Origin of the sequence: Microcoleus sp. POL10_C6, assembly GCF_036701585.1 — a bacterium.
Lineage (GTDB): Bacteria > Cyanobacteriota > Cyanobacteriia > Cyanobacteriales > Microcoleaceae > Microcoleus.
Map to the genome: position 1 here is coordinate 37,638 of NZ_JAUBRB010000008.1, position 19,770 is coordinate 57,407.

Consider the following 19,770-nt stretch of genomic DNA (forward strand, 5'->3'; position numbering starts at 1 on the left):
AATAATCCCCCACGGCTTTACTGCTGTGCCGTTGGCGAAAGCTTATGCTAAAATGCAGCGTAAAAGACCAACTTTTAATGATTTGGTAGGTAGATGAACAACCCCAACCTAGCCGAAAAACAAGCCATAGAACAAGAGCAAGGCGAGATTTTCCAACAGCTAGAAGATTGGCTGGAAGCTCCCATGCTGGTGCTGGCATTTGTGTGGCTAGCCCTCTTTACTATTGAATTAATTTGGGGATTAAATCCACTGCTAGAAGTCGTTAGCACGACTATTTGGATTATCTTTATTGCCGATTTTCTAGTTAAATTTGCCTTAGCTCCCCGCAAAATTTCCTATATCAAAAGCCATTGGATAACGGCTTTTTCTCTGCTGTTGCCTGCTTTGCGTACCTTGAGGATTGTACGAGTTGTGCGAGCATTCAAAACAGCACGGGCTGTGCGAAGTTTGCAGTTGTTGCGAGTTATGACTGGTACGAATCGAGGGATGCGGGCATTAGCTGCGAGTGTTAGCCGTCGCGGATTTGGTTATGTCGTAGGACTAACGATAATTATTACCTTGGTAGGTGCAGCAGGGATGTATGCTTTTGAAAAAGATGTCGCCGATGGTTCCTCCGGGTTAAATAATTACGGCACAGCCTTATGGTGGACGGCTATGCTAATGATGACAATGGGTTCGGAATATTGGCCCAAAACGCCAGAAGGTCGCATACTTTGCCTTGTTCTGGCACTCTATGCGTTTGCGGTTTTTGGTTATGTAACTGCGACCATCGCCACATTTTTTATTGGTCGCGATGCAGAGGATGACGAAGCAGAATTAGCAGGATCGAAATCAATTACAGCACTTCAAACTGAAATTGCTGCCTTGCGGGCTGAGATTCAGCAATTATTGAATCAGAATTCAAAGTCTTGAATTAGGTAGATGCCAAGATCAAGTTTTGGTCAGCGCTGGCACTACGTTTTCGCCAAATACCTCAATAAACTGCTCTTGTTCTCGGTTAACATTGTGCAAAATTACTTGATCAAACCCCAATTCAATATCTTTTTGCAACCACTCAATATGCTGCTCTTGGTCTGCCGAGATGCGGACGTGTTGATATAACTCCTCTGGTTGCACAAACTCCCCGGCGGCATCAAATTGATCGGGTGTTATCAGTTCTGTCAGCATTTTACTTTTGAAGATGTTACTACGCCATTGATGATGAGCGCCTTGTAGTGCTTTCTCTGCATTACTGTCATAGGAAAGCTGCACTTTCAAAATCATTGGTTTCCCTTCTCCACCACCGCGACGAAACGCATCGACGACTTTTTTTAACTTTTCAGGTGGGCGAGAAGTCGTAATTAATCCATCAGCCCAACTGCCCACCCATTCTGCGGTTTCTGGGGTAACTGCGGCGCCGATAATTAATGGGAGAATTTCCGGGCGGGTATAGAGTTTTGCATCTTCTACGCACACTAAACCGCGATGGGTGACGGTTTCTCCTGCCCAAAGGGCGCGGATAATATCGACACATTCTTTGAGGCGTGTGTTGCGATCGCTCTTAGTAGGCCACTTATCCCCAGTAATATGTTCATTCAAGGCTTGACCGCTGCCAACCGTTAGCCAAAAACGATTGGGAAACATTTCTGCCAACGTTGCCGCAGCTTGGGCAATAATAGCCGGATGATACCGCTGTCCGGGAGCGCAAACAACTCGATAGGAAAGCGTTGGCGTTGCTTGCATTGCTGCACCCAACCAAGACCAAGCAAAACCGCTTTGTCCTTGCGCTTCACTCCAAGGATGAAAGTGATCGGAAGAAAGGGCATGGGTAAAGCCAGCTTGTTCTGCCATTTGGACATATTTCAGCAGTTCGCTGGGCTTAAACTGTTCGTGGGAAGCGTGATAACCAATTTGTGCCATAAGTTTTTAGGAGTTTTGAGTTGAGTAGGGGCGGTGCCTTCGTGTCCGCGCTGAGTTTTGAGTTAAAATATCCAGACTTAAAAGCAGGTGATTTAACCAGGACGGCTAGTAAAAGTTTTGAGTCTTGAGTTAGATAAGTTTTTAATTCACCCAAAATAATCTTGGACTCAAAATTCATAACTTTCTGTATAACGAGCAAGCTTATGAGTGGAAAATTCGCCGATAGCGAGCTTCAATTACCGAGTAGATGCCATAGGCAATTAAACCCAAAGGTACTAGAGCCAAAATCACTGGACTAAAAGGCTGTTGTGCCAGAATTGCCAACACCTCGCCCAATCCCTTGGTTTGACTGGCATCCGATAGCCTTGCTGCTTGAATTAAGAAAAAACCAATTATAACGAAAACAATTCCACGGGCAGCAATTCCAAATCGACCCAACCGTGTCGCCCACTTTTGCTCGGTTGGACTCATTTCATCTAGCTTGAAATGGCGGCGAAATTTGGCTTTATATGCTTCGTAGAAATAAGAAAAGCCTACACCAATAACAATTGATCCCGCCAATCCTACCAACCATTGTCCAAACGGTTGCGCTAAAATTTGGGCTGTCAAATCTTCGGTTGTATTGCTATTACTACGGCCCGAACCCATTATCAGTTTTACAGCCGTTAAAGCCAAACCTGCATAACCTAAAGCACTTAAGGCGTAGCCAATGCGTTGGGCAATTCGCTTGGCATCCATTTTCTGTCCTTGGTGTTCTGGGTCGAGAATTGTCTGAACGATACGCCAAAGGGCATAACCAATAATGCCAATCGTTACCAGAAATAGCATAAATTTACCGAACGGTTGGTTAACAATTTCTGATAATGCACCGCTAGTATCCGTTGTCCTGCCGCCCATACTAAAGGCTGCTTGTGCTGCTAGAAAACCGACAATAAAGTAAACTAAGCCTTTGGAAGCATATCCCAATCTTGCCAGTCGCTCAAACCAGGGATGAGAAGCTGCCTGTCCAATTGAGTCTTTAATGCTGTCGGTGGGTGAGTTGTCCCGTTTCATATTTTTTATACTTTAGTTGTTAACGACTGCTGGCATAGGCAATGCTGCATTCCTTTCCAGTTACCTGAGTTCTTAAACAAACGATTTATATTATCATTTATTAACTTAATAATTAGCTTATTTAGAGATTTTTTTCATCTGTCTTGAGCGGGAGTGTCAGCGGTTGATTGAGTGATAAATTTCACATTTATTAGCCTTGACAAATCTCGCTTTATGGGCTAAGAGATAGCTTCCCTGATGGAGCAGTAGACCAGCAGTCTAGTATATCTTTGATTCAAACTTCTTTAACCAAAGTTTTAATAACAATTAGAATGGGTGGCGCTGAAAATAATCCCAAAAAAACCAATAAAAATTTAAATGCTGTCTAGAATGCTAATGTGTAATTGGAAAGCAAATATCCCTGCTTTTTCATAAGGATAGGGGTGACAAAATTTCCGGCTGCAATTTGTTTAATTAGGAAATATAGCAACAACACCTCACCTGTTTTCCAATGCTAATCTAATAAAAGCAGCCCTGCTAAAATTACGCTTAAAAATTCGCCGATATAGGGAATAAAAGCGCATATAAATGCCACAACTCCGTTGAGACAAAGCAGTATCACTTGCCCAACAAAGCAATAATGGTTGTAATATAAAAAGCGTAAATCCTTGAATTTCTTACTGCCTCCCCGAACTCGCGGGGAAGGTTGGGGTGAGGTAAAATATTTATGACTACTGCAAGGATTGCTATAACAGATTAATATGCGAATTTGTTCACATAAAAATCGTTTTAATTTGTTGGGTTAAATGGTCAATACTCGGAAGGTGATAAAAAAATGTCCGGGTAATCTTGCTTGCAACGAATAGCTCCCAACTCGCATATGAATAGTTGGGAATCTGGAATAGCTGCCCTAACTAGCTTATGGATGTTGTAAGAATGGATGCGCCCCAGTGTGGCTGTTGGGAATCAAGCATTGATCGCCAATAGTGCGATCGATCGCACTTAACTCAAAGCTGTATCATAACTTTTTCCTCAATCATCTTCCATCAGGGGGATATTTTCTTATGGCATCAGACAGATGGCAAGGTCTGGCTAGTTAGATTAAATGGAGATAGAAGCAAGATTTTGAGATGGTGAACAGAAACAAGAGACGTTTTGCCTAAGTCGATTTTTAAGACTCTAAATCCCCAGTGTCGCAAGAAGTTGATTGTTCAGAACCGGGAGGATTTGAGGAAAATCCAATCAACCACAACGGCAGTGGCTGTGTTGAGTTCAACCTTTTATTTACCGGAAATTGCCGAATTCGGTTCCCAAACATCCGGCATCCTGTCCTGCCCTTAACTGACTTTTCAGGAAAACTCTAATAGCTAACCACAAGGCGATCGCTTGCGACAGGAAGACAAGCAGAACCTATTTCTTACGTCGTTTGCTTTCACGATCAATTCAGCAATAAGGTGTATATAATGAATCAACTTAATCAACCAGAACCCTTGTCGCAACCGCTGACCCAAACTGAATTCGTCGCAACTTTTCGCTTGTTTAGTAGATTTAGCTTCTGGATACAGTTATTCTTGGGTGCTGTTTCCGGCATTGTTTTATTATTTGCTATGTTGGGTCGCAACATGAGCGAACAAACCAATAATGCAGGTATTGGTTTCGGGGTATTTTTAGCAATAGTTGGTCTGTTATTGCTGTGCTTTAGAATATTTTGGGACTTTCGCTATAGGCTTTTAGGCAGACTTTTGCACGCCGAAAATTCCCAGGTCTATCCCAGCAAAGAACATATTACTCACACCTTACGGATTGGATTAGTTTCTAGTTTGGTGGGGGTATTAATCGCCTTTGTTGCTTCTGAAGAAACAGTTGCTTTAGTCCTCGCAAAAACTCTTAGTCAGCCCCAAGCGATGACAGCTTATTCGCCAGAAAATGTGATTCGTTCCCTAGATATTTTTGTGACGATGGCAAACGTCAATCTGATTGGCGCTCACTTTTTTGGAGCTGTTACTTCTCTTGGGTTACTCAATTGGGTAGAGGAGTAGTTGGCAGCATTGGCGATCGCTAAAGGCAAACACAACTCCTATGCCGTCAGCACTTACAAGCGCTGGCAGATTTAACTAATGTTTATGCTGGTGCACTGTCTTGGCGAAAGAGAGCGAAGGCAGTGCAGCTACAAGCTAAACTAATTGGCTATTTGGATGAACATCGAATCGGAAATTCCTAGCGATCGCTCCTGCTAACTGTAGTCAGCCGGATCGACCGTTTTTTAATTGAAAAAACGTAATGTATTATCTTGATAGATGTTTAATATACCGTTATATTGATATATTTTTAAGGGGTACAAATACGACTTAGAATTATCTTCCGAAGGATGAGCTATAGCCGTGGAATTCAGCTTGCTCAATAGCCCTGTGGCAGTTTCTGAACACAGCCATGTTACACCGTTTCTCTATTAAGAAATTTACTGATATGAAAGACCTCTGGTATAAAAACGCAATTGTCTACTCCCTCGATGTTGAAACCTTCATGGACTCGGACGGCAATGGTGTCGGCGACTTTCAGGGACTTATCAACCGCCTAGACTATTTATCCGGGCTAGGAATTACTTGTTTGTGGTTGCTGCCGTTTTATCCTTCCCCTAACCGGGACAACGGTTATGACGTGATGGATTACTACAACATTGATCCGAGACTCGGAACCCTGGGAGATTTTGTCGAGTTCATGCACCAAGCAAGGGAACGAGGAATTCGCGTGCTCATCGATCTGGTAGTAAATCATACGTCCAATCAGCATCCTTGGTTTGTGGCAGCCAAAAGCGATAAAAACTCCAAGTATCGCAATTACTACGTGTGGTCAGAAAATCCACCCAAAACTGATCCAGAATTGCTGGTGTTTCCCGATGCTGAGGACAGTATTTGGGAGTACGACGAACAAGCAAACGCTTACTATTTGCATCACTTCTATAAAGAACAGCCAGATTTGAATATTGGCAATCCGGCGGTACGAGAAGAAATCTGCAAAATTATGGGTTTTTGGCTAGAACTGGGTGTGTCTGGATTTCGCATTGATGCTGTTCCCTTTTTAATTAAAGGAATTGGCATTGAAGGTGCAGACCCCGAAAGCCTGCGAGGTTTCTTGGAGGAAATGAGAGATTTTGTGTCATCGCGTCAGGGTGATGCAGTGTTGCTGGCAGAAGCAAATGTCGATCGCGAGCAAATTTCTATCTACTTTGCTAAGGGCGACAGAATGCACATTCTGTTCAACTTTTTGCTGAACCAGCATCTGTTTTTGGCCTTGGCGCGTCAAGAATCCACCGCATTGCGCGAGGGACTAAAAACCTTACCGGATATTCCTGATATTTGTCAGTGGCTTAATTTTGTGCGCCACCATGATGAACTGACGCTAGACCGCATTACTTCATCGGAACGAGAGGAAATTTTTGCAGCGTTTGCCCCTGAGAAAACTATGCAAATTTTCGGGCGCGGGATTCGTCGCCGCTTACCACCGATGATGGGAGGATCTCGCCGCCGGATTGAACTAATCTACAGTTTGCTTTTCACCCTGCCTGGTACACCCATGCTGCGCTATGGCGAAGAAATTGGCATGGGGGATGACCTTTCGCTGGAAGGTCGAGACAGCGTTCGCACGGTGATGCAATGGTCAGATGCAGCGAATGGTGGCTTCTCGACGGCTGCAACTGATGCCCTTGCCAGACCTGCGATCGCCCACGGAGAATACGGTTACAAACAAGTCAATGTCACCGCAGCGCAGCGCGATCCTGGCTCATTAATTAACTGGATGGAACGTGCAATCAGCATCCGCAAGCAATGTCCTGAGTTGGGTAGGGGGAAGTGGCACCTTCTGGAAACCGACTCTCCCTCGGTGTTAGCCCACTGCTGCGACTGGCAAGGCAGGACGGTGATGGCTGTGCACAATCTAGCCGACAAGCCTTGTACCGCTACGCTCAAATCTCACGAATACAGCAATCTGTGCGATTTATTTGGCGATCAGCTGTATGAACCTCTCGGTGCCGACTCGCCCTCTATTCCCTTAGAAGCCTACGGCTATCGCTGGTTTCGAGTAAATCGAATCCAGGCGTAAAAAAGTTAAAGTTGATGGCAGAACTAGCGACGTGGGCTCGTAGGAATGTACTTAGCAGTATTCTTGTCTGGAAGCGGTTCTATCTGACCTTGATTGACCAAAGCTTGATGAATTAGGGCAGTAGCACTACCCCGACTGAGCAACTCGTTCGGATTAAGAACTCTGGGATCTGGATAGTTGACCACTATCTTTGCCTTTGTCGCTGCTGCCACGGGTTCAACCGCATATTTAGGAAGTTTCTCGGCATCTTTATAGTACGAATTGAGAAAATCTAATGCCGAATTTTTAGCAGGCGCAGTTGCAGCTTTTGTCGTTGTTGGTGGAACAGCCTTAGTCGGTTTAGGTGCGGGCGCAGCAGCCTGCGGCTGCCTTGCCACTACAGGTAATAATGGCTGCATCAAAACAGTCGCTGCGAGGGGAAATGCCAAACGGTTCCTAGCAATTCGACGTTTATTTACTGGAGTTTGCCTTGCTGGAGTTGCAGCAGCTCGATCAGTTTTGACAGCAGGGGGATTGAAATCCATATTTAAACCCCTCATTAACACAACTAATGCTTGTGCCTTCGTCAAGGGCTGCTTCGGACGAAACTCATTTCCGGGAAAATCATTCATAAATCCCGTTTCATAAGCTTCTTGAATCGGAGTTTCTGCCCAGTAGTTTTTAGGCACATCCTTAAAGTAACTTCCACTCGGTATCTTTCTAACGCTTGCTCGATTAAAAGCTTGGCGGATCATCGCCGAAAATTCATCCCGATCTACAGCCTGTTTGGGTCTAAAAGTTCCGTCTAGATATCCGGTAACAATCTCTTTTTCAGCTAAGGAATCAATAAACGGACGCGCCCAGTAATTCGGCGGTACATCAGGAAATTTCGATTTAGCTTGTTGAGCAGCAACTTGCTGGGAACTTAGCACAAACCCAGTACCACTGACACTAATTGCTAAAGCTAAAAAGGCTACGCTGATTGACGGTAAATGCCTGCGAGTAGACATGATAAATTTCCTCCTGATTTTTGCATTTTTTTTTAACGATACTCTTTGGCTGAGTTAAAGCGGATTACTTTTTTTCCGCTCCGCATCCGATTCTGTTTTTTTTACATCTAACTCTTCGCGACGTACTGTGTCTGTTGCCTCAACCGTATCTTGCTCAACTTCTTTTCTGACTTGCACTTCCTCGCGCACGAACGCTTGCTTTTTGATATCCACACTTTCTTCGTAGATTTCAAAATGTGCCATTTCTTCTTGCTTGAAGGCGGTATCTGGAGTTACTCGACTCCCTGCATATTCTGGAGTTGTGTGCTCAATCACAACTCGCTCTTTTTCTACAGGAACTTCCAGTTGTACCGTTTTGGTTTCAACTTGTTTGCCAATTATTACCTCGCCTGTTTTGCGACGGGTTTTATCTGCAACTAATCGTTCTTCGTACAGTTTGAGTTTTTGATGATCCTGTTCGTTCATCTGATACAATTGGGGCTCTCGCTCGTAAGTATAGGTATCCCGGTCATAAGCAGGATTACTAGCTTGAGGCGAGACCGAATGTGTTGTAGAAACTCGCACAGGTGCTTCTAAAGGTAATGATGCTTCTACTGGTACAGACGCTTCTACTGTTGAAGTTCGATAAATACCCCGCACTTGTTCTTCATAATCGTAATCAACTGCCATCCCATGCTCATACCTGGGTAGTTTTTCCACTTGGTCTTTACTCCGCAAACCTGTAGCGTAAACACGCCGCCCATTAAAATCAATGCGACAAAGAGCGATGGGAAGTAAAACTTTTTTGTCAAAAATCCAAGAACCAGTCTCTACCACAAAATAGCGGCAACGTCCTGTCTCATCTACCAGCACAGTATCGATCGTGCCAATTTTATCATCGGTACTTCCGCCATACACATCCAGTCCTTTGATATCGTCGTCCTCAAAAGCGGCTTGGCGGTAGTTGGGATTAAAATCCTCAATTTTGTAAAGTAACATAGTTGTTTCCTGTACTATCTACATCAACTTGTGTACCTACTTTAGATAGATATCAGCTCTAATACTTCCTTCTTATGAATGATTCAGCAAATTGAAAATCATCAAGATAGCGATATTTTTTTATATTTTTCTATCTTTAGGTAGATGAATTTAGATTTCCTGTACTCAAGGGGGTAAATTTATCTAATCATTCGTAGGTTGGGTGGAGCCAACCTATAACGTTTCTGCCAGCAACTCTCACAAGGATTTATTAGGTTTTACGATCACTTTAACTAGGAGATATCCTACAAAATTAAGGGCATCTCTAAAGGAGCTGCTGGTTTTTTTTAAAGGAAGTTTCGATTTTATAAGCGAAGTTACTACTTTTGATATTTAAAATTTTTAACTTAAAAATATTATGCCCATCGGTAGATATTCTGGTAATGATGATTAAGTAAAATTAAATTACCTTCAAGAAAAAAAATGACGTAACGCAGGGGTTAATCTTTTATGACTTATCCAGATCGATCGGGCAATCCACTCACTGAGCCTACAATCGTCAATCCGCTGGTGGATTACCACGATCAAGTGAGGTGGGGGCCAATTTTGGCAGGAATTGCGATCGCTCTGGGTACTCAACTACTTTTAAGCGCTTTGGGAATGGCGCTCGGATTAAGCGCGGGTGCAACAGGCGCGGATGCAGGTTCCGTTGGTATTGGGGTCGTAATTTGGTCGATTATCAGTTTGCTGATTTCCCTATTTTTAGGCGGTTGGGTGATGGCTCAAAGCTGCGGCCCGATGACCAAGAAAACAGCATTTTTGAATGCAGCAATTCTTTGGGGAGCTACATTAGCACTTAGTGCTTGGTTATTAGGAAGCGGGATATCGGGTGCTGTTGGCGCTGCGGCTGCTAATGCTGGAGAAATTGCCAATCAAGTACAACAACAGGGCGGCGTTAATATACCGAATCAAGCGCAGAATGTAGACCCAAATCAAGTTCGCGATATAGCTGGTAATACAGCTAAAGCTACTTGGTCATTTCTACTTGGCTCTTTGCTGAGTTTGGCAGCGGCAATGATGGGTGGTGCTGTTGGCGCTCGCAAACCTCGCGTTTATGCTTGATTAGCGATGATAAAACCTGAAAATTCAACAAGCACACCAGCGAGTCGAATGATTTTATACCATTGTGATGATGATTCATCCTTTCTTGGAGAAGATGAACGAGCTAAAAACCTTTTATAAGGTTTGGGCATAGAGATTTAAAAGGAGATAAAGCGATGCAAGAGCAGAGGATCTGGCAAAAATATACAAGGTTAACAAGTTCGATCTTGTTAACGGCAACAGTTTTAGTTGCTCCCTCGTTCGCCGCTGATACAAATCAAAAACAGATTCAAGGTGAATCTTTACTAGCGCAAGTACCGGATAGCTGTCGCCAGGTTATTGCGAGGAATGGTCTTAATGTTCGGCGACAACCGACGGCTAACAGCGAAGCGGTTGGCATCATCGGTTCCGCACGAAATGTGACGATTCAAAGTCTTGGTGAGAATGGCTGGGTACCAATTACAGCCCCGATACAAGGCTACGTATATGGTGGTTTTCTCGGAGCGTGTGAAGCGGCAACAGCCCCGCCTCCTACTAACTGCCGCCAAGTTGCAGCCGCCAGAGGAATTAACGTACATCAAGCACCTTCCACTGATGGGGAAAGCGTTGGAGTCGTCGCGAATGGACGAAGAGTGACGATTGAAAGTATAGGAACGGATGGTTGGGTGCCGATTACAGTGCCTCTGAGAGGCTACGTCCAAGCTGAAAACCTGGCGTATTGTAGTTAATTGAAAAAACAGTGATGGATGACCAATCAAACCCAAAAAAAGAAACTAATTCACAGCAAAAACCTGGTTTGTTAAATTTCATTGCCGAGACAACAGAATTTGCACTGAATACAGGTAAAGCGGTTGTTGACACAGCATTTGATTGGGGGGAAGCTGCTGCTAAACAAACTTATCGATTGATTGGACAAGCGACGCAAGGAACCGGAGATGCGGTGACTTATGTTGGCAATCTTCCCTTTGTTAAACAAGTGGCAGGGGTACTCAGGCTTGATTGGTTAGTTGGGGTCAGCGATCGCATCGACTTAGCCAAAGCCGAAGCTCAAGTCAAGGAACTCCAACAAAAGTATCCCAATGAATATCCCAGCGAAATTGCCCATCGCATTATGGTGGAAAAAGCAATTCACGCCGGTGGTGTTGGATTTGCTAGCAGCATTTTACCTGGTGTCGCGGCTGCACTGCTGGCGATCGATTTAGCCGCGACTACTGCGATTCAAACCGAAATGGTTTATGAAATTGCCGCCGCTTATGGGATGGATTTGCAACAGTCAGCCCGAAAAGGTGAGGTTTTGGCAATTTTTGGGTTAGCGCTAGGCGGTAGCAACGCAATGAGAGCTGGTTTGGGCTTTTTACGCAACGTACCGCTGGCTGGCGCGATGATTGGTGCGAGTACGAATGCTACGATGCTGTACGCGCTGGGATATGCGGCGCGCCAGTTTTACGAAGCCAAACTGAGGGAAGAGACTGAAGAACCTGGAACCGAAACGCTGCAAGCGATCCAGCAACAAAGCGAGAAATATCTCGATGTTGCGATCGCGCAGCAAGCAGGGATGGATCAAATTATGGTTCACATGATTTTGGCAAGTTATCCCAACAAAAACTGGGAAGATATTCTGCCAGAATTGAAGGCATTGCAATTAAATGCCGATTCTCTCAAAAGGATTGCTGCTAACATCAAGTCCCCCAAACCATTGGGTGCATTGTTAGAGCAACTTAACCCGGACTTTGCAGTACCGCTATTAGCTCAATGCCGTCGCATTGCCGAAAGTCACGGAGAGGTTTCCGAAGCAGAACAGAGGGTACTGGATGCGATCGCACAAAAACTCAACGGTCAAGATGTGGCTTCGATATCCACTTGAAAAAAATTGTTGGTGCGTTAGCTTTCTGCGTTACTCACCATCCCCAATATTTACTGTCGCTGTGTAAGTCCTAAATTAGCCTCACGTTAAAGTAATCTACACCCTTAATATAGAGTTTGACAGGGCTAATTTTAATACTATCAATAATGACTGATATCAATTCCTGCCTGCTGCCGGAATGATATCAAATCCGCGCCTCGAAAGTCGGGCCTAAAGTCGAATCAAGCGGCCAACAAATAATTCGCGCAACTTTCATTTTTTTGACTCACAGTCAACAGTCAACAGTCAACAGTCAACAAGCATTCCGGTGCAACCGGAATCGATATGATGCAAGAGGAAGTTTTATGACAGCAGAAATATCCGGAGTCTGGGACAAGATTGAGAGCATGATCAATGGCTTCATTATCCTGCTGCCTAATATGATACTAGCGTTAATTGTTTTTGCAATCTTTTTCTTTGTTGGGAGGTCAATTAAGAGAGCGGTCAGGCGGCTTACCCGCAACCACCGCCAATCCCGGAATTTGGGACTGGTGTTGGGAAGGTTAGCCCAGGGTATTACTGTTCTGGTTGGTCTGTTTATTGCCTTGTCGATTATAATTCCCACATTTAGAGCAGGCGATTTGGTGCAACTGCTGGGAATTAGCGGGGTAGCGATTGGTTTTGCCTTTCGCGATATCTTACAAAACTTCCTAGCTGGTATCCTAATTCTTTTGACGGAACCGTTCCAAATCGATGACCAGATTGTGTTTAAAAACTTTGAGGGAACGGTAGAAAATATTGAAACTCGCGCTACAACAATCCGAACCTATGATGGTCGCCGGATTGTAATTCCCAATGCGGAATTGTTCACCAATTCTGTTACTGTGAATACCGCCTTTGATAAACGCCGGATGGAATACGACGTTGGTATCGGCTACGGCGATGATATTCACCGAGCCAAGCAGTTAATGATGGAAGCCATGCACAGTGTGGATGAGGTTTTGAATGACCCTGCTCCTGACGTGTTGCTGATGGAACTTGCAGGAAGTACCGTCAATATCCGCGCTCGATGGTGGATTGCTCCGCCACGACGAATGGACGATCTGCGATCGCGGGACAAGGTACTTTCTGCGATTAAAGAAAAGCTTACTGCCAACGGCATCGACTTGCCCTTTCCTACGCAGCAAATTTTGTTTCATGACCAAACCGAAGAGACCGATGGCGATCGCAAACGTCAACGGGAAGGATGGCCCGCTGGTAATGGCGAAGTTCCCAAACCCCGCAGCATCAGCGGTTCTCTGCGACAACTAATTGAACAGCGATCGCAACAAGACGGCAACGGACAATCTTCACGCCACCCCAACTCATGAAAAATGTCAAATTAAGCAAACTTTGGGATTCACTGCACTCTAGCTACTGGTTTATTCCAACGTTGATGGCGGTGGGGTCGATGATTTTAGCGATCGCCATGCTGACACTTGATCGCACGGGTAATATACCAAACTGGAGGTGGATTTACACGGGTGGAGCCGATGGTGCGCGATCGGTTCTCTCATCGGTTGCCAGTTCAATGGTCAGCGTTGTTGCTACAGCTTTTTCCATTACTATTGTGGCGCTTCAGTTGGCGAGTTCAAATTTTGGTCCCCGATTGCTGCGTAATTTTATGCAGGATACGGGCAATCAAATCGTGCTTGGCACTTTCATTGGCACGTTTATTTACTGTTTACTCGTACTGCGAACCATTCATGGAGAAGGAGAAGGATACAGTCTCTTTGTACCCCAACTCTCGGTGACAGTTGGTACCGGATTGGCAATTGCCAGTATCGGCGTACTGATTTACTTTATCCATCACGCATCAACCATTATTCAAGCCTCCCATGTAATTACTCAGGTTAGTGGCGATTTAGACAAAGCTCTAGATCGTCTGTTTCCCGAAAAAATCGGAGAAGGTAAGGCGAACAACTCGCGACAAGTGGGAGAAAATCCGGCCAATTTTGACTCGGAAGCAAGTCCAATCAAAGCCATGGGCGAGGGTTATTTGCAAGCAATCGATGACGACGAATTAATGAAAATTGCCCGTCAGTACAATCTGCTTGTACGTCTTACAACTCGACCGGGAAAGTTTATCGTCAAAGGCAGCGAGATAGCGATGGTTTTCCCGGAAAAACAGGTTAATCAAAGCCTGAAACAACAGATTAACGATGCTTTTATTCTGGGCAAAGAACGGACTGAATATCAAGATGTAGAATTTCCAATCGATCAGTTAGTTGAAATTGCCTTGCGTGCGATTTCTCCTGCTATCAACGATCCGTTTACTGCGATTCGGTGTATCGATCGACTCAGCGCCGGATTATCCCGCCTCGCTCAAAGGGATTTTCCCTCGCCCTATCGCTACGACGATGAACAGAATTTGCGCGTCATTGTTGAGGGAGTGACGTTTGAAGGGTTAGTGGATGCTGCCTTTAACCAAATTCGCCAGTACAGTAAATCAGATGTGGCGGTAACAATTCGTTTATTGGAAGCTCTAGCTTGCATCGCCACTTACACCCACAATTTCCAACAACGAGAAGCTTTACGGCGTCAGGCGGAGATGATTTTAAATAGTAGCCGCGAACAAATCTCTCAGGAGCAAGACCAGAAAGATGTGCAAGAGCAGTATCACCAAGTCATTAAAGCTTTAAGACAGGATTAATTTGGTAGAGCAGAGTTATGGTAATAACAGCAGCTTTGCGATCGGCTCCTAATACTTTAGCTTTAACCGCGCTGATTGCCATTGGTTTAGCGCTGACACATTTATTTTGCGGCAAGTTGCGGTTTGCTTCTATTCCTCGCAGTGGCTGGCTTTCAGCAGCAAGTGGGGTTTCGGTAGCTTATGTTTTTGTGCATATTTTACCGGAATTAAATCTGCACCAAGTGGTATTAGAGCAAGTAGAAGCAGGAGTTATTTCCTATCTAGAACACCACGTTTATTTAATAGCTTTGTTAGGATTGACTGTATTTTATGGCTTGGAGCGAATTGCAAATTTATCTCGTCAGCGGGGCGAAGAGGATGTGACCAGTCTTGGTGTTTTTTGGTTACACATTGCCTCTTTTTCAATTTACAACGCTCTGATTGGCTATCTGCTGCTGCATCGGGAAGAACCGGGCCTTACCAATCTGCTGTTGTTTTCTTGTGCAATGGCCCTGCACTTTGCAGTGAACGACTCTGGTTTGCGGCAACATCACAAGCATATTTATGACCGCATCGGACGCTGGATACTAGCAGCAGCTATTATTGTGGGGTGGGTGTTGGGGAGCGCTACTGAAATTGGAAAAACTGCGATCGCAGTTTTATTTGCTTTTTTAGCCGGAGGAATTGTTCTCAACGTCCTCAAAGAAGAATTGCCAGAAGAACGAGAAAGTCGGTTTTGGGCATTTGTCCTTGGTGCTGGAATTTACACCGCTCTTTTATTGGCTTTGTAGAGGAATCAAAGGCAGCCCAAACGTTCGAGCTTAAAACCACTAGAACGAGCCAATCCTTCTGTCAGACGACGCTTAAAATTACCGGGATAATTTTTCCGATCGCTGCTACCAACTGCGACGGTATTAACAGTCTTAACTTTAGTCAAATTTCTCAGCGCTCGAGGTTTATTATTCGCATCCCTTGCTGCCAGTTCATTCTTAATTTATCTAGACATCCAACACAGCACAAACGAAGTCAAAAGCCGGGTGGTTTCTCACATGATTGCAGCAAAGATTGGTTGGTTTACTTATCTAATTTTTTGGCCAGGATATCCGTCAGCGGAGACGGCGATTAGGAGCAAATATCGTTATTATTGATTGAATAATGCTAGTTAAAAAAAATAGCCCTCTCTTCCGTTAGAAGCCTGGGGCTATCGCTGGTTTCCAGTCAATCGCATCCAGGGGTAAAAAAGTTAATGTTGAGGGGAACACTAGCGACTATAACTATGAGGAATGTACTTAGCAGATTAGGTAAAAAACCCGGTTTATGGCGCTCATCCGTAAGTCCTATATATAATTAATTTTTAGGCGCGAATAAAAAATTTTCCTTTGAGGTAGAGCTGATGTTTCCAGTGTGGTTGCAGGCAGGATTTTGGGGTTTACTGGGGGGTTCGGCGCTGCTACTGGGAGCGGCGGTGGGTTACTTTGTCAGCATTCCCCAGCGCGCGATCGCGACAATTATGGCTTTTGGCGCTGGTGTCCTGATTTCAGCGCTATCCTTTGAACTGATGGATGAAGCTTACAAGCGCGGCGGTTTCGACTCGACGGCGATCGGCTTTTTGGGTGGCGCTGCTGTCTACACAGCCGCCAATTGGTTTTTGAGTCAACAGGGAGCAAAACACCGCAAGCGATCGGGCGCTTTGCACCCAGCTAAAACAGAGTCAGGCGATGGCGGATTAGCCATCGCCCTCGGCGCGCTGTTAGACGGGATACCGGAGTCGATCGTCGTTGGCGTCAGCATGATTTCTGGAGGCGCTGTCAGTTGGGTGACAGTAGCGGCAATTTTTCTCTCCAACATTCCCGAAGGGCTCTCCAGCGCCGCCGGTATGAAAAAAGCAGGGAGATCGATGGGTTACATTTTTGGAGTTTGGGGTGCGATCGCGGTTATTTCCGGTATCGCAGCATTGTTAGGATATACGGTTTTCAGCGGCTTTTCTGCAGAAGTAATAGCCGCTACTACCGCCGTAGCAGCAGGGGGTATTTTAGCAATGATCTCAGATACTATGATTCCCGAAGCATTCGAGGAAACTCACGATTTTGCCGGACTAATTACTGTCTGCGGATTTTTAGCTGCTTTTGTACTCAGCAAGTTAGCAGAAAGATAATTGATAATTAGCGATCGCTCCTCACTAATGTAGAATTGCCAATTGCTGAGAGTTATAGTATTTTTGATATAGACACAGATGAATTTGATATGTTGCCAAGCTGTATTGGGCAACAAAAAAGCTTATAATCAACATTAAAGGCCGCAGCCTGTCAAGAGGTGTTGGAAGATTTATGTGTGTCAACTTAGGGCATATCCTACATGAAAGGTACGAAATTCTCGCTTTGTTGGGAGAGGGAGGGTTTGCTAGAACCTACACGGCTGTACAAATAAACAAACCTAATAATCCTCTGTGCGTTGTTAAGGAAATTCCTTTTCCCCTATCGAACGATCCGCGCGTCTTGGAGAGGGCAAGGAAGCGATTTGAAAGAGAGGCTAGCGCTTTGCGCCGTCTCGGCAAAAACTCGCGCATTCCCGAATTATTCGATAGCTTTGAAGAAAACGATTATTTTTACTTGGTTCAAGAATATATTGAAGGACATCCGCTTAGTCAAGAACTCACTGCGGGCGATCGGTGGAATGAGCAACAAACTGTTGCTTTGTTGCGGGAAGTTCTGGAAACACTAAAATCAGTCCACCAAGAAAATATTATTCACCGCGATATTACACCTTCTAACTTAATTCGGCGCAAAACCGATCAAACAATTGTTTTAATTGATTTTGGGGCGGTCAAAGAAATCGGCACTTTTACCGCTAACTCTACTGGTGAAATATTCACATCGCAGGCGATCGGCACCAGGGGTTATATGCCTGCCGAACAATACAATCCGCAGTCTGTCCCGCAACCCTACAATGATATTTATGCAGTAGGAATTATCGCGATTCAATCCCTCACCGGGCGGCGTCCCACCAATCTGCCACAAGACCCCGAAAATTGCGAAATTATCTGGGATTATTTAACATCTGAACCAGTTAGCGATGGTCTAACAAATATTTTAACCAAAATGGTGCGCTTCCACTTCCAAGACCGCTACCAGTCTGTTGAGGAAGTTTTGCAAGACTTGAATTTGATCGTCCCAGGGCCCCAATTACCCAAAACTTCGCGGAAGTTGCGATCGCGCTTTCGCTGGCTGCTGTTAGGCGTTGCGGGAATTGCGGCTTTTGGGGCGATCGTACTTTTAATCCCCAGAATTTTCCCGCTAATCCCCAGAATTTCCCCGCAACCAACGTTGCTGACACCCTCCGCCGATGGTGTAAGTTCCGGCGAAAAACTCTTAGTGCAAACCTCCGCCCTGTGGTCAAAACAAAGGGGAATAAATGAGTTTGCCGACTCTAATTATCCCGAAGCTTTAAAATTACTTAAACAGTCCTGGCGGGAAGACCGCAGAGATCCAGAAACTTTAATTTACATCAACAATGCTCTGCTGAAGGCAATAAATGCAGAATATTACACGATCGCAATTGTTGTTCCCATTCGCAGAAATCAGGACGGCAGCATCCTCAACGCAAATTTAGCAGAAGAACTGCTTCGTGGCATTGCTCAAGCTCAAACCGAAGTTAATTTAGGTCTTCTGGCTGCAAATGAGAACAATAAAAATTTTCCCGGTCAAGGCTTTCTCCAACCAAAAGCTATTAAAGGAAAAGGTCTCAAAGTCATCATTGCTGATGATGGCAATATCAAATCCTACGCGATTCAAAGGGCTAATTATCTGGTCGCTCAGCCCGATATTCTAGCAGTTATCGGCCACTACACCAGCGACATGACTGTAGAAACCGTAGATATTTACAATCGAAATCAACTAATCGCCATTTCTCCAGGAAGCACAACAGAAGAACTGACGAGAAAACCTCGAAAATTTTTCTTTCGGACGGCTCCTACAACTAGCATAGAAGCTGAAGCTTTAGTAAATCAACTGCTCTTGGTCGGTGAGAAAAAAGCCGCAGTATTTTACAATCCCAACAGTCCGTTTAGCGCTTCTTTGTGGGAAGAATTTAAAGAGCAATTTGAAGCCAAAGGAGGCTCGACTTTTAGAATTAGGAATTATTACGATTTATCTAAAAATAATTTAGACGCCGAAGCAGCAATCAAAGAAGTTGAGAAAGCCGGAAAAACAGCCTTACTTGTCATTCCCGACGGTCAAGTCACTAATTCCCTGGAAAATGCGATCGCAATGATTAAAGCTAATGGCGATCGCAATTGGATTGTCGGGCCCTGGACTCTGTACGAGCCGAGAACGTTAGAGGTAGCAAAAGAGCTAAAGTCTGTTGAAAAACTGGGCATATCTGTGTTTTGGCATCCGTTAATAAGTTTTGACAAACAATTTCCGCAAAACGCTGAAAAATTGTGGGGAGGCCCGGTCAATACTCGATCGGCTTTAACCTACGATGCCGCCCGGACGCTGATTAAAGCCCTCGAAATGCAGCCAGAACCTAGCCGCGAAGGAATGCAAAAAACCTTAGCCGATCCCAACTTTAAAGCCGAAGGAGCCTCCGGTATAATTGAGTTTGACCCGAAGACTGGAAATCGGAAAAACCCTCCTAAACGAGTGGCGCATATTGTACCGTGTTCTAGAGAACAGTTTGGAGTTACATTTGTGCCGATCGAATTTTCCACAGCCGCAGCCGCAGGTTTAAAGTGCGATTGAATTGATATAGCAATCCTTGCAGGAGTTGTAAACTTTTTACCCCACCCCAACCCTCCCCTTATCAAGGGGAGGGAGTAAGAAATTCACAAATGATGCGAGGATTGCTATATCTTGTGGCATTTTCCACAAACCTTTTAAGCGTGGGCAGGATGCCCACTCCACAATAAAATTTACTCTTTGTGGAACAGGCCGGAAAGCCTGTTGCTGAGAATGATGCAATAGGTGCGAGTAAATTGATATCTTGCGGCATTCTCCCCAAACCTGTAGAGGCGAGTTTTACCAACTATAAATTGCCTGAAATCAATAATCTCATAAACCGACCCCCACCCGACAATAAAATTCTGGATAAAGAATTGTGCAAGATGTGCGAGTGAATTGATATCTTGTGCCGAACGCAACAATCCGCCAGATATTTCAATCCCACAGCAGACTATTGCCACA

The 19,770-nt window shown here is 44.8% G+C and carries 17 protein-coding genes; 12 read left to right on the plus strand and 5 right to left on the minus strand.

Annotation, left to right across the window (positions count from 1 at the left end; all coding sequences use genetic code 11):
• Window positions 1-93 precede the first annotated feature (93 nt).
• Window positions 94-912, plus strand: a complete 819-nt coding sequence (locus QUA34_RS06610; RefSeq protein ID WP_333385057.1) for an ion transporter — start codon at window positions 94-96, stop codon at window positions 910-912.
• Between the two features lie 18 nt (window positions 913-930).
• Here QUA34_RS06610 and QUA34_RS06615 read toward each other — a convergent pair whose 3' ends face one another.
• The gene (locus QUA34_RS06615) at window positions 931-1,899 is read right to left on the minus strand and encodes a TIGR03885 family FMN-dependent LLM class oxidoreductase (protein ID WP_333385060.1); all 969 of its coding nucleotides are present in this window, start codon (window positions 1,897-1,899) and stop codon (window positions 931-933) included.
• A gap of 201 nt (window positions 1,900-2,100) precedes the next feature.
• Complete coding sequence (locus tag QUA34_RS06620) at window positions 2,101-2,952, minus strand: DUF1206 domain-containing protein (RefSeq protein WP_333385063.1); 852 nt, start codon at window positions 2,950-2,952, stop codon at window positions 2,101-2,103.
• 1,442 nt (window positions 2,953-4,394) lie between these two features.
• Here QUA34_RS06620 and QUA34_RS06625 point away from each other — a divergent pair.
• Together QUA34_RS06625 and QUA34_RS06630 are read left to right on the plus strand one after the other, a co-directional pair.
• Window positions 4,395-4,970, plus strand: a complete 576-nt coding sequence (locus QUA34_RS06625) for a DUF3611 family protein (RefSeq protein WP_333081830.1) — start codon at window positions 4,395-4,397, stop codon at window positions 4,968-4,970.
• 427 nt (window positions 4,971-5,397) lie between these two features.
• Window positions 5,398-7,029, plus strand: a complete 1,632-nt coding sequence (locus tag QUA34_RS06630) for an alpha-amylase family protein (protein WP_333385066.1) — start codon at window positions 5,398-5,400, stop codon at window positions 7,027-7,029.
• A gap of 23 nt (window positions 7,030-7,052) precedes the next feature.
• Here QUA34_RS06630 and QUA34_RS06635 read toward each other — a convergent pair whose 3' ends face one another.
• Both QUA34_RS06635 and QUA34_RS06640 read right to left on the minus strand, forming a co-directional pair.
• Complete coding sequence (locus QUA34_RS06635) at window positions 7,053-8,018, minus strand: S-layer homology domain-containing protein (RefSeq protein WP_333385068.1); 966 nt, start codon at window positions 8,016-8,018, stop codon at window positions 7,053-7,055.
• A 54-nt stretch (window positions 8,019-8,072) separates the two neighbouring features.
• Complete coding sequence (locus tag QUA34_RS06640; RefSeq protein WP_333385071.1) at window positions 8,073-8,996, minus strand: DUF2382 domain-containing protein; 924 nt, start codon at window positions 8,994-8,996, stop codon at window positions 8,073-8,075.
• A gap of 489 nt (window positions 8,997-9,485) precedes the next feature.
• Between QUA34_RS06640 and QUA34_RS06645 the strand changes: the two genes are divergently transcribed.
• From QUA34_RS06645 to QUA34_RS06670, 6 genes are all read left to right on the plus strand, one after another.
• Window positions 9,486-10,097 carry a hypothetical protein gene (locus tag QUA34_RS06645; protein WP_333385073.1) on the plus strand — a complete coding sequence of 204 codons (612 nt, stop codon included), beginning with the start codon at window positions 9,486-9,488 and terminating at the stop codon, window positions 10,095-10,097.
• A 206-nt stretch (window positions 10,098-10,303) separates the two neighbouring features.
• Entirely contained in the window at window positions 10,304-10,804 is a 501-nt protein-coding gene (locus tag QUA34_RS06650; protein WP_333385076.1) for an SH3 domain-containing protein, read from the plus strand.
• Window positions 10,805-10,818: 14 nt separating this feature from the next.
• Window positions 10,819-11,940 carry a hypothetical protein gene (locus QUA34_RS06655; RefSeq protein WP_333385078.1) on the plus strand — a complete coding sequence of 374 codons (1,122 nt, stop codon included), beginning with the start codon at window positions 10,819-10,821 and terminating at the stop codon, window positions 11,938-11,940.
• A 344-nt stretch (window positions 11,941-12,284) separates the two neighbouring features.
• The gene (locus tag QUA34_RS06660) at window positions 12,285-13,289 is read left to right on the plus strand and encodes a mechanosensitive ion channel family protein (protein ID WP_333385081.1); all 1,005 of its coding nucleotides are present in this window, start codon (window positions 12,285-12,287) and stop codon (window positions 13,287-13,289) included.
• On the plus strand, window positions 13,286-14,611 hold the full coding sequence (locus QUA34_RS06665) for a DUF2254 family protein (RefSeq protein WP_333322931.1): 1,326 nt from the start codon (window positions 13,286-13,288) through the stop codon (window positions 14,609-14,611). Before QUA34_RS06660 ends, QUA34_RS06665 begins: the two co-directional genes overlap by 4 nt.
• 17 nt (window positions 14,612-14,628) lie before the next feature.
• Window positions 14,629-15,381, plus strand: coding sequence for a hypothetical protein (locus QUA34_RS06670; protein ID WP_333322929.1), 753 nt, complete (start codon window positions 14,629-14,631; stop codon window positions 15,379-15,381).
• Window positions 15,382-15,386: 5 nt separating this feature from the next.
• Here the strand turns inward: QUA34_RS06670 and QUA34_RS06675 are convergent, their stop codons facing one another.
• On the minus strand, window positions 15,387-15,527 hold the full coding sequence (locus tag QUA34_RS06675; protein ID WP_333322927.1) for a hypothetical protein: 141 nt from the start codon (window positions 15,525-15,527) through the stop codon (window positions 15,387-15,389).
• Between QUA34_RS06675 and QUA34_RS30170 the strand changes: the two genes are divergently transcribed.
• The 3 genes from QUA34_RS30170 to QUA34_RS06685 all read left to right on the plus strand — a co-directional run bounded on the left by QUA34_RS30170 (window position 15,484) and on the right by QUA34_RS06685 (window position 19,329).
• The gene (locus QUA34_RS30170; RefSeq protein ID WP_445242806.1) at window positions 15,484-15,738 is read left to right on the plus strand and encodes an HPP family protein; all 255 of its coding nucleotides are present in this window, start codon (window positions 15,484-15,486) and stop codon (window positions 15,736-15,738) included. The genes QUA34_RS06675 and QUA34_RS30170 overlap by 44 nt on opposite strands.
• 245 nt (window positions 15,739-15,983) lie before the next feature.
• Window positions 15,984-16,745 carry a ZIP family zinc transporter gene (locus QUA34_RS06680; RefSeq protein WP_333085227.1) on the plus strand — a complete coding sequence of 254 codons (762 nt, stop codon included), beginning with the start codon at window positions 15,984-15,986 and terminating at the stop codon, window positions 16,743-16,745.
• Window positions 16,746-16,917: 172 nt separating this feature from the next.
• Complete coding sequence (locus QUA34_RS06685; RefSeq protein WP_333385085.1) at window positions 16,918-19,329, plus strand: bifunctional serine/threonine-protein kinase/ABC transporter substrate-binding protein; 2,412 nt, start codon at window positions 16,918-16,920, stop codon at window positions 19,327-19,329.
• The last annotated feature ends 441 nt before the right edge of the window (window positions 19,330-19,770 follow it).

Excerpts from the sequence above, each read along its gene's own strand:
- QUA34_RS06630 (WP_333385066.1), top strand. The coding sequence starts at position 5,398 with ATGAAAGACCTCTGGTATAAAAACGCAATTGTCTACTCCCTCGATGTT.
- QUA34_RS06640 (WP_333385071.1), bottom strand. The coding sequence starts at position 8,996 with ATGTTACTTTACAAAATTGAGGATTTTAATCCCAACTACCGCCAAGCC.
- QUA34_RS06665 (WP_333322931.1), top strand. The coding sequence starts at position 13,286 with ATGAAAAATGTCAAATTAAGCAAACTTTGGGATTCACTGCACTCTAGC.
- QUA34_RS06685 (WP_333385085.1), top strand. The coding sequence starts at position 16,918 with ATGTGTGTCAACTTAGGGCATATCCTACATGAAAGGTACGAAATTCTC.
- QUA34_RS06660 (WP_333385081.1), top strand. The coding sequence starts at position 12,285 with ATGACAGCAGAAATATCCGGAGTCTGGGACAAGATTGAGAGCATGATC.
- QUA34_RS06635 (WP_333385068.1), bottom strand. The coding sequence starts at position 8,018 with ATGTCTACTCGCAGGCATTTACCGTCAATCAGCGTAGCCTTTTTAGCT.
- QUA34_RS06620 (WP_333385063.1), bottom strand. The coding sequence starts at position 2,952 with ATGAAACGGGACAACTCACCCACCGACAGCATTAAAGACTCAATTGGA.
- QUA34_RS06615 (WP_333385060.1), bottom strand. The coding sequence starts at position 1,899 with ATGGCACAAATTGGTTATCACGCTTCCCACGAACAGTTTAAGCCCAGC.
- QUA34_RS06645 (WP_333385073.1), top strand. The coding sequence starts at position 9,486 with ATGACTTATCCAGATCGATCGGGCAATCCACTCACTGAGCCTACAATC.
- QUA34_RS06670 (WP_333322929.1), top strand. The coding sequence starts at position 14,629 with ATGGTAATAACAGCAGCTTTGCGATCGGCTCCTAATACTTTAGCTTTA.
- QUA34_RS06680 (WP_333085227.1), top strand. The coding sequence starts at position 15,984 with ATGTTTCCAGTGTGGTTGCAGGCAGGATTTTGGGGTTTACTGGGGGGT.
- QUA34_RS06655 (WP_333385078.1), top strand. The coding sequence starts at position 10,819 with ATGGATGACCAATCAAACCCAAAAAAAGAAACTAATTCACAGCAAAAA.
- QUA34_RS06610 (WP_333385057.1), top strand. The coding sequence starts at position 94 with ATGAACAACCCCAACCTAGCCGAAAAACAAGCCATAGAACAAGAGCAA.
- QUA34_RS06625 (WP_333081830.1), top strand. The coding sequence starts at position 4,395 with ATGAATCAACTTAATCAACCAGAACCCTTGTCGCAACCGCTGACCCAA.